At 67.8% G+C, this 8,610-nt stretch carries 7 protein-coding genes; 2 read left to right on the top strand and 5 right to left on the bottom strand.

Annotated features, from left to right (window positions below; translation table 11 throughout):
* Positions 1–219 precede the first annotated feature (219 nt).
* Positions 220–1,233 carry an NrtA/SsuA/CpmA family ABC transporter substrate-binding protein gene (locus MBTS_RS04370; RefSeq protein ID WP_192215167.1) on the top strand — a complete coding sequence of 338 codons (1,014 nt, stop codon included), beginning with the start codon at positions 220–222 and terminating at the stop codon, positions 1,231–1,233.
* A gap of 102 nt (positions 1,234–1,335) precedes the next feature.
* Here MBTS_RS04370 and MBTS_RS04365 read toward each other — a convergent pair whose 3' ends face one another.
* From MBTS_RS04365 to MBTS_RS04345, 5 genes are all read right to left on the bottom strand, one after another.
* Positions 1,336–1,938, bottom strand: coding sequence for a hypothetical protein (locus tag MBTS_RS04365; protein ID WP_192215166.1), 603 nt, complete (start codon positions 1,936–1,938; stop codon positions 1,336–1,338).
* Positions 1,935–2,888: a YcxB family protein gene (locus MBTS_RS04360; protein WP_192215165.1), complete on the bottom strand. Its 954-nt coding sequence runs from the start codon at positions 2,886–2,888 to the stop codon at positions 1,935–1,937. The genes MBTS_RS04365 and MBTS_RS04360 overlap by 4 nt, the downstream gene beginning before the upstream one ends.
* A gap of 773 nt (positions 2,889–3,661) precedes the next feature.
* Positions 3,662–5,092 (bottom strand): phosphomannomutase, encoded by a 1,431-nt coding sequence (locus tag MBTS_RS04355; protein ID WP_192215164.1) that lies wholly within the window; start codon positions 5,090–5,092, stop codon positions 3,662–3,664.
* Between the two features lie 211 nt (positions 5,093–5,303).
* Positions 5,304–5,867, bottom strand: a complete 564-nt coding sequence (locus tag MBTS_RS24095; RefSeq protein ID WP_187273396.1) for a helix-turn-helix transcriptional regulator — start codon at positions 5,865–5,867, stop codon at positions 5,304–5,306.
* 587 nt (positions 5,868–6,454) lie between these two features.
* Positions 6,455–7,423, bottom strand: coding sequence for a LysR family transcriptional regulator (locus MBTS_RS04345; RefSeq protein ID WP_147831523.1), 969 nt, complete (start codon positions 7,421–7,423; stop codon positions 6,455–6,457).
* Between the two features lie 143 nt (positions 7,424–7,566).
* On the opposite strand from MBTS_RS04345, the gene MBTS_RS04340 reads away from it, so the two are divergent.
* Positions 7,567–8,589, top strand: a complete 1,023-nt coding sequence (locus MBTS_RS04340; protein WP_056163204.1) for a carbon-nitrogen hydrolase family protein — start codon at positions 7,567–7,569, stop codon at positions 8,587–8,589.
* Positions 8,590–8,610 lie beyond the last annotated feature (21 nt).

Raw genomic sequence — 8,610 nt, 5'->3', positions numbered from 1 at the left:
CTCGAAGGAGCCCTCCAGACACCAGAGCGATCCCTGGACGCCTCCTTCGAGGCCGCTACGCGGCACCTCAGGATGAGGTAAAGCCTTGGAAAAACAAATCAAACAGGCCCTCACGAAACTCCCGCCGCGCCGTCGCGTCCTGAGCCAGAACCGACTGCGACAGGGAGTTGTGTGAGGCCCTCCGAACTTCCCCTCCTAGTCGATCGGCCAGAGACTCCCATGACGACCTCATTCCGCTCCCCGTCCTCCGGCCCCTCCCGCCGCCGTTTCCTCGAGACGTCCCTGCTCGGTGCCGGTGCCCTCGCGGGTGGTCTCGCGGGCCACTCGGCCGGCGCCGCCACCGGCCGCACCACCGACACGCTGCGCCTGACCTGGGGCTATACCGGCCTCACCTTCATCGCCAAGGAGCGCGGCGAACTGGTGAAGACCCTCGCCAAAGACGGGATCAAGGTGGAATGGGTCGGCCCGTTCCCCAACCACGCGCCGACCCTCCAGGCGGTCACCGGCGGCACCGCCGATTTCAGCTTCGGCGGCAGCACGACCCCGGCGCTCGCCGCCATCTCCGCCGGCTCGCCGCTGGTCTTCACCCAGTTCCTCATCTACAGCCCGCGCACCACGGCCATCATCGCCAAGGACGGGTCCGGCATCGACAAGGTCGAGGATCTCGTCGGCAAGTCTGTGGCGGTGAACCGGTCGGGGCTCGGCGAGTTCCTGGTGGTGGCGGCGCTGGAAAAGCACGGCATCGACCGGTCCAAGGTCAAGTTCGTCTATCTCAACCCGCCCGATGCCGCCCCGGCGCTGGCCTCCGGCAAGGTCGATGCGTGGTCGATGTGGAGCCCCGGCGTGGACATCGCCCGCTTCGACTACAACGCCCACGACATCTTCCTCGAAGAGCGCGACCTGCCCTTCCAGATCGATTTCACCTCCTACCTGACGCGCCGGGATTTCGTCGCGAAGAACCCCGATCTCGTCCGCGCCTTCCATGCGGCGCTGAAGAACGACGCCGATTGGGCGTCCGCGAACACGGAAGAGGCCGAGCGGCTCACGCAGGCCAAGGCGGGCTACAGTGACCGGGTGCGCGACCACTTCATCGGCCTGCGCAAGCAATACAAGCTCTACGCGACGGACGATCAGGCCTTCCTGTCGGAGTTCCAGAAGGCGGCCGAGTGGCTGGTCACGCGCAAGGTCCTGCCCGAGCCGGTGACCGTCACCGATCATCTCGTCCGGGTCTGACGGGATCGTCGCCCCGTTCCAGGCCCCGGTCCTCGCGGCCCTGAGGCGGACCTCGTATCTTACCGGAACGGGCCGGGAGCCGATGCTTCCCGTCGGCCGGGCCTATTCCGAACGTCTCGCACTCCCGAGCAGCGCGCGGGCGGCTTCGTGACGGATCTCGCCCGTCTCGCAGGTCTTGCAGATCGCCCCGAGATAGCGACCGTCGATCACCGTCGCGGCGAACAGCCCGGACTTGAAGCGGTTCGCGGCCTGTGTCTCCACGGCGTACCAGAGGCGTGTCCCGAACCGCACCTTGCCGAACTCGCCGCGCAACGTCGCGTCCCTGCTCGTGCTTTTCAGGGCGCTGCGGATGCGGGTGTAGCGCGACGTGGGCGAGGCGTAGAGCCCGTCGAGACGGGCCGTGTCGTCGCCGTCGCCGTCGACGGGATCGCGTCTCAGGAACAGGGTGCAGACCTCCAGGGTGCGCTTGCAGGGGAGCGTGCCGCAGACGAGACGCACGGTCATCCGGCCCGTGGCGTCACCGGTCGCCTCGGCGGGATCTTCCAGGGTCCATCCCTCCGGGAGATCGATGACGAAGCCCTGATCCAGACGGACCGCCCGTGTCCTCGCGGTCTCCCCGCCCCAGGCCGCTCCCGCGACGGTCAGTGCCGGGAACACGCATGCGAGGGCGAGCCAGCCGGAGCGGCGTTTCGGAGCACGGCTCATGACGGTCCGCCGTCCGAAGGCAGATGGCGCGCCGCGAGCGCCTCGAAACGGGCGAGTGCGTCCGGATCGAAGGCGCGTGTCGGGAGTGGCAATACACTGCCCCAGCGCATCGGCAGGACGATGAGCTCGCCCAGCCGCTCGCAGCCCCGGAAGTTCGTCCAGCCGAGGCGTGCCCAGGCTCCTCCTTGGGCGACCGAGAGGCCCCGGGCGTCGGCATGGGCATAGGACGTGCCGGGCCGTGCCTCCCGCGCGAGATCCCGTCCGAGCTCGCGCGCCGCCCAGCGACGGTTCCAGGGACCGAGCGCGAGGACGAGCAGGACCACCGCCGCGGCCCCTATGGCCGGCTTCAGGAAATCGGTTCCCGCCATCTCGAGGAAGAGCGGGAACGCGATGGAGAACGGGACGCGGTAGGGGTCCACCGCCCAGACGAAGGCGACGATGCCGGGAACGAGCAGGCTCAGACCGACGAAGAGCAGCACTGCCCCGCGCATCCGTGCTCGCCGCATCGCCGGCCGGTCGAGGGTCCTGGTCACGAGCGCCGCCCGATCCTCCGCCGTGAGCGTGAAGGCGATGCGCACCGCATCCCCGGCTTCGTCGGCGAAGGGATCGGTGTCGTCGGGCGGGTGGGGCGACAAGGGCCGCCCGGCGGCGGTCCAGGCCCGAACGCCGTCGGCCTGCGCCGTCGTGAGATCGGCCTTGGCGAGGACGATGGGTTCGCCCTCGACATCCGTCAGGACGAAGAGGTGGAGACGGTCCTCGTCCAGCCCCTTGATGAGATGCCAGGGCAGGAAGGCCTCCAGATCCGCACTCGTCTGCGTGATCCCGGCATCGTCGAAGCGGTAGGTCATCGGCACGGGCGTGTCTTCGCCGGGGGGGCCGATCGCGGCGACGAGCCGCTGCTGCAGCAGCCACGGGTAGGCCGCGTGAAGGGTGAGGCAGGCGAGTGTCACGACCGCGAGGAGCGCGGCCAGCGGCCAGAGCGACAGGTCGGGGAGGTCCTGCAGAAACCCGGATATGGTCTTGCCTTTACGCCCTCCCTCCGTCGCCCAGGTCGAGACGAAGCCGAGCAGGGCGAAGAACCATAGCGCGGGTAGTCCGACCGTCAGGATACGCCGCCGGAATGCCGCCGAGCGAGGTCGGTGCGTCCGGGCGATGCCGGCGAGTCGATGGGTGAAGTGAAGCGGGGCGGCGAAGACGAGGGGCGCGCCGGGGGATAGCGGACGTGCCGAAATGGATGGGACGACGGGCAGGGTTGCATCTCCTACGACGCGCGGCGCGCGCTCATGGCGCTACGCGGGTTTCGCAAAAGTGGTCGCTGGTTTTGCGGCCGAAAACCTGCGACGCTCCAAAGGCCAATGCGGACCCGCACAGGTCCGGCAGGCCTCCATCGTGCCCGGACCGGGCGGCTGAGACAACCGCCGACGACACGGGGTGGTTGAGAGCATCGCCGGATTCGAACGCCCGCGCACCGAATTTGCCGCCGGCGGCCGTTTCCGGGCGTGCCGACACGCGAGAGTTCGGGGCCCGATCCGACGAGACCGGGCCGCGGGCGGATTTCCCTTCGGAACCGAGCGGTCCAACGGGCCGTGTCGATCGAGGGTCCTGGCTCACCGAGCCGGGGCTAGAGCGCTCTTCGCCGAAGTGGATGCCGGTTCGGCGAAAAAGAGCGCGGCACAACAAAGACTTAGAGATGTGTCCCGACCCAACGTGGTCGGGCACAGCTCTAGACCTGCCCGGCTGCGTCTTTCATGGCCGCCGCCGCTGCTGCCAGTCCCCAGCGGACCATCTCCTCCGCGTCGGCGGCCGTCCCCGCCTCCGCGTAGCAACGCAGCTCGGGCGCATTGCCGGACGCACGGAAGTGGATCGTGCGTCCCCCGTCGAGTTCGACCCTGACACCGTCCTGTTCGTCCACGGATTGCGGCGTGCCGAGCGGGCGGAAGAAATCCGCGCGGAACGCCTCCCGGCCGAGCTGGCGCAGCAAGGCGCCGCTCCGCTCCGCCGGGGTTTCGGGCAGGCGGTCGCTGGCGGTCTCGCCGACCTTCAGGGAAACGACGAGTTCCGCGAGCGTCATTCCGGCGTCCCGTGCCGCCGCCAGGGTCGCCACGATCGGAAGGATCGCGTCGCGCGTGGGCAGGGCCGCGAGGATCCTGTCGCCGACGGCAATGTCCGAACCGAGGAGGAAACCGCCATTGGCCTCGAAACCGACGACGCTCGCGGCTCCGTCGCCCTGCGCCTGGCCCATCCCGGCGATGACGAACGGCGAGCCGACCTTGGTGCGCAGCACGCGTCGGAAGCCGCCCGCATGCTCGATGGCCGAGCCCGCCGTGACGGGGACGACCACCGTGTCGACGCCGAGATAGCGAGCGGTGATCAGCCCGAGGACATCGCCCCGGACGATCCGACCGGCGGCGTCCGCGAGCAGCGGCCGGTCCGCGTCGCCATCGGTCGTCACCAGCGCGTCGAAGCCGCCCGATGCCATCGCGTCGCGGATGAACGCGATATCCTCCGGGCGGTGGGCTTCGGTGTCGATCGGCACGAAACTGTCGGAGCGGCCGATGGCGACGATGTCGGCCCCGAGGGCGGCCAGCACGTCGGCGAGGAGATCGCGCGCCACGGAACTCTGCTGATAGACCGCGATCCTCTGGCCGGCCAGGACGGTGGAGGGGAAGGCTTCGGTGTAGCGCTGACGGTAGCGGTCGACCGCCCCCGGCTCCCGGGTGGCGGCGTCGGTCGGCGGCATGTCGCCGACCCGAGAGATGTCGCCCAGGGCGGCGAGGATCGCGACCTCGTCGGTCTTGGTGATCTCGCCGTCGGGCCGATAGAATTTCAGGCCGTTGCGATCCGAGGGAATGTGGCTGCCGGTGACCATGACGGCGCAGGCCCCGCGCCGGAAGCCTTCGAGCGCGAGGGCCGGTGTCGGCAAGGCCCCGCAATCGAACACGGTAAAGCCGGCCCCCGCCGCGGCGGCGGCCACCGTCGCCGCGATCCCCTCGCTGCTGTCGCGCAAGTCCCGCCCGATCACGACGTCGCGACTGCCGCCGGCCGTCGCGGCGATCGAACGGAAGAACGCGCTGGCATAGGCGTAGCTCGGCCATCCCACGAGGTCTGTCACCAATCCGCGCAGGCCACTGGTCCCGAATTTCAGACTGCTCATGAGCTTTCCACTTGCGATGGGCGCGACGGTGCGACGAGCCCCGCTTTTAGGTGGAGTGGGCCGCCGCCTCAATCGGTTCCCGTCGGGGCGTTTCCGCCGCCTTCAGGCGCCGGGGCGGATTGCCATGCGATCACCGGGCGTTCGAAGTGCCACGCGACGCTCACCGTCACCGCCACTTCAGGTCGGTTGTGGCCGCAGGCTTGAGGCCGCTTCACGCGATCGCGGTGATCCGATGCAGAAGCGACATCAGATCGGATTGGCGCCGCGTCTGCGTCTTCGAGAAGATCGACGCCAGATGTGTCCGCACGGTCCACAACGTGATGCGCTTGTCGGATGCGATTTCCGCGAGTGTCTTTCCAAAGCAGATCTGCTTGGCGATGCTGGACTCGGTCTGCGTAAGGCCGAACATCTTCTGCATGACTTCGTTGCTGGGGTCCGGGTTCTCGTTCAGATCGACAATCGTCACGAGCGTATAGCCGTAAGCGTCCGTTTCATCGCCGGCGGGCATGGCGTGAATGGCCAGGGAGCGCTTTCCGTGGCGCGGCACCATGATCCACGACTCGGACCTGTGCCGGAATCGTGTTCCCCCCGCTTCGAGCACGTTCTTGAAGCCGGCCCTCAGGTCCACGGACTTGGGTGTCTCCTCGTCGTTGAATTCCTGGATGGCCCGGATGGCCGCCTGATTGGATTCCACCACATCCCCGTCGGAATCCAGAAGCAGCGCGCCACAGCCCATGCGATCCAAAACGCCGAAGAAACGGCTGTTGATCGACACGATGTGCTCCCCAATACGGATTTGTTCAGTATTATCGTGTCCGACGCTTGCTACGTCTTTGGCGCTACCGGGACGAGGCCGGCCTGATTTGCCTCGCGAGCGGACAGGCATGCAAGGCGATATGAAATCTCCAAGGTCCGCATTCCCTCGTCCAACTACTCAAGTAGGCATCGTGGCGGCTCGCCGGAAACTTCGGGCGCCGCGATCTCATTCACACATGCCTTATAACGTTTGTTTCCACAACGAAACGTGCATCTCCATAATTCTCGCCCGCTCCGCCGGTTGCCAGTACAGATTACGGGGCGAGCCGATATTTTTACATCCCTATGATAACTGATTGACCGACGTGGGAAATTCTCGATTTTCAACAGATCGAAGATCGCGGCTCAGTGTCTGTTCGAGGGATGATTTCGGTTTGTCATCACTCATATGAGGGAGGCCGGCGAAATTTTATTTCTGGACCGCGCCGGCGCCCGCGCGACGTGAGACGTTTCCCTACGGCAAGAACGATAAGTTGTAATTTTCGAGACAACGACCGGTGATGGGTTCGCTTTGGCGTGTCGCCTCCGCCGGTCCAGCGGGCGCGCTCATCCCGCGTGGTGCAACCCCTCCGGGGCGAGGGTGCGGAGGCAGGGAAGGGACGGCGACGGCATCCCGACCTGCAGTGAGGGGTCGGCGCGGAACAGCCGCTTCAGGAACCCCGTCACCGCCTGGATGCGGGGGGAGAAGCGCAGGTCCGTATGCACGTTGAGCCAGAGATCGCGGCTGGTCGAGGCGGTTTCATGGAGCACGGGGACGAGGTCGTCGCGCCCCTTCACGGCGAAGCTCGGCAGAAGCACGAGGCCGAGACCGCCGGCGGCGGCGTTCTTCTGGGCGATCATGCTGTTGGAATGGAACACGATGTGACGGTCGAGCACGACGTCGTCGAGCCAGCGGACGCAATCCACCTGGATCAGATCGCTGATGTAGGAGACGAAGGCGTGATGGCGCAGTTCGTCGATGCTCTGCGGCATGCCGGCCCGGGCGAGGTAGGTGGGGGCGCCGTAGAGGCCGAGCCGGAAGCGTCCCACCTGTTCGGAGACCAGCCCCTGGCCCGGCGGTTTGAAGAAGCTCAGGAAGAGGTCGGCCTCGCGCCGGTTGACGTAGACGGTCTGGGACGAGGTGACGAGTTCGATCGCGAGATCCGGGTGGGTCTCACGCAGGCGCACGAAGCGTTCCGCGAGGTAGAGCGAGGCGATGCCCTCCATCGTCGCGAGCCGCACCCGCCCGCTGGCCTGCGCCGCCGAGGGAGAAACCTCCTCGCCCATGGCGATGACCGCGCTCTCGACCCGCTCGGCATGCCCGAGGAGGCGCTGGCCCGGCTCGCTCAGCCGAAGCCCTGACGGCACGCGCTCGAAGAGCGCGATGCCGAGCGCACTCTCCAGATGGGCGAGGCGGCGGCTCACCGTCGATTGATCGACCTTCAGGCGCTTCGCCGCCCCGGCGAGGCTGCCGCCCCTGGCGGCGTTGAGGAAGACCTTCAGGTCGTCCCAGTCGAGCAGATCGAGCGCAGCCATGGGGATCGGTTGGCAAGACTCGCGCCACGCCCGGCCATTCGGTCGCCGGCCGCGCCGGGTCCCTTCCGCAAGGCGCCTTGCAGATTTGCCCACTTCGCGCCCGCCGGGCGCCGGCTAGGCTGGTTCACGAAAGGGTCAAGTCCATGCTTCCACGCTTCAAGGCCGCGGCGATCCACGCCGCCCCCGTCTTCCTCGACGCCGCCGCCACCACCGACAAGGCGGTCTCGCTGATCCACGAGGCGGCGCGGGCGGGGGCGGGCCTCGTCGCCTTTCCGGAGACCTTCATCCCGGCCTTTCCGGTCTGGGCGGCGCTCTCGGCTCCCATCGACAACCACGATCTCTTCGCCCTCATGGTCGAGCAATCCGTCCTGGTCGACGGGCCGGAGATCGGGCGCATCCGCCAGGCGGCGCAGAAGGCGGGCATCGTCGTGTCCTTGGGGCTCAGCGAGCGCTCGCCCGTGAGCGTCGGCTGCCTATGGAACGCCAATCTCATCATCGGCGCGGATGGCACGATCCTGAACCATCATCGCAAGCTGATGCCGACCTATTACGAGAAGCTCATCTGGGCCCCGGGCGACGGCGCCGGGCTGAAGGTGGTGGAGACCGGGATCGGGCGCATCGGCCAGCTCATCTGCGGCGAGAACACCAACCCGCTGGCGCGCTATGCCCTGATGGCGCAGGGCGAGCAGTTCCACATCTCGTCCTGGCCCCCGGTCTGGCCGACGCGGCGGCCGAAGGGGGGCGGCAATTACGACAACCTGGCGGCCAACCGCCTGCGGGCCAGCGCCCATTGCTTCGAGGCCAAGGTCTTCGGCCTCGTGACGGCGGGCATGCTGGACGGCAAGGCCTACGATTTCCTCGCCGCCCGCGATCCCGGCGCCGCCGACGTGCTCGACGCAACGCCGCGCGCCGCCTCCTTCTTCGTCGATCCCACGGGGGCGCAGATCGGCGAGGCGCTGCAGGACGAGGGGATCCTCTATGCGGAGATCGACCTCGATGCCTGCATCGAGCCCAAGCAGTTCCACGACGTGGTCGGCTATTACAACCGCTTCGATGTGTTCGACCTCGGGGTGAACCGCCAGCGGCTCGTTCCCGCCCGGTTCCGCGACGGCCCGGAGCTTGCTGCCGCATCCGAGCCCCCGGCCCCGCCAGCGAACGGCGCGTGAGCGACCGACCCCGCGGAAGTC

The organism is Methylobacterium bullatum, assembly GCF_014845095.1.
GTDB classification, from domain to species: Bacteria; Pseudomonadota; Alphaproteobacteria; order Rhizobiales; family Beijerinckiaceae; genus Methylobacterium; species Methylobacterium bullatum.
Note: the sequence above shows the minus strand (reverse complement) of the source record. Positions and strands in the feature narration are given on the sequence as shown.

Coding starts and splice junctions, on each gene's coding strand:
- MBTS_RS04370 (WP_192215167.1), top strand. CDS start 220: ATGACGACCTCATTCCGCTCCCCGTCCTCCGGCCCCTCCCGCCGCCGT.
- MBTS_RS04365 (WP_192215166.1), bottom strand. CDS start 1,938: ATGAGCCGTGCTCCGAAACGCCGCTCCGGCTGGCTCGCCCTCGCATGC.
- MBTS_RS04355 (WP_192215164.1), bottom strand. CDS start 5,092: ATGAGCAGTCTGAAATTCGGGACCAGTGGCCTGCGCGGATTGGTGACA.
- MBTS_RS04345 (WP_147831523.1), bottom strand. CDS start 7,423: ATGGCTGCGCTCGATCTGCTCGACTGGGACGACCTGAAGGTCTTCCTC.
- MBTS_RS04340 (WP_056163204.1), top strand. CDS start 7,567: ATGCTTCCACGCTTCAAGGCCGCGGCGATCCACGCCGCCCCCGTCTTC.